Source organism: Frankia sp. CcWB3 (genome assembly GCF_977927595.1).
Genome location: NZ_CDWRCK010000102.1, coordinates 2190 through 2700, shown reverse-complemented (window position 1 = coordinate 2700; position 511 = coordinate 2190). Strand labels below are relative to the sequence as shown.

1 protein-coding gene is annotated in these 511 nt (G+C 75.5%); it reads right to left on the bottom strand.

Annotated elements, in window-relative coordinates; translation table 11 throughout:
* A partial coding sequence (gene ftsL, locus ACY5KJ_RS10005) for a cell division protein FtsL (protein ID WP_462203242.1) occupies positions 1-376 on the bottom strand: 376 nt, incomplete at its 3' end.
* Positions 377-511 lie beyond the last annotated feature (135 nt).

The window sequence follows — 511 nt, the reverse complement described above, 5'->3', positions numbered from 1 at the left end:
CCGGACTCGGGCCGGGCGATGCGGGCACGACGATGAGGACGGATCCGCTGCCCGGTTCCCGGGTCAGGGTCCGGGAACCAGCGGGCAGCGGAGCGCCCGGCGGAAGGTATGCCGGTACCCCGCCGGGGATCATGCCGTAGCGGGAGGCCTGCGCGGCCAGCGACGCCGGATCGGAGAGCTGGTCGGCACGCACCGACAGCGACTGTTCCTCGTCCGCCAGCGCGGACGCCCGATTGCGCAGAGTGTTGGCCTGGAACGAGTTCTCCATCAACGCCAGGTTCAGCAGCAGCAGGCAGAGCAGACCAGCGGCCAGCAGGAGCAGCAGCAGCACGACGAAGGGACCCTTGCGGCCCCCGCCCGGCGCCGGCCGGACCACCGCGAGCCGCGCCCGGCGCGGCGCCCGGCGCGGCTGCGGGTCGATGGCCGGAGCGGTCGCGCCGGCCGAGCGGGCCGCGGGCCGCCCCGTCGAGGAGGTCGGGGCGCTTGTCGTCCGCCCACCGCCCCTTTGCCT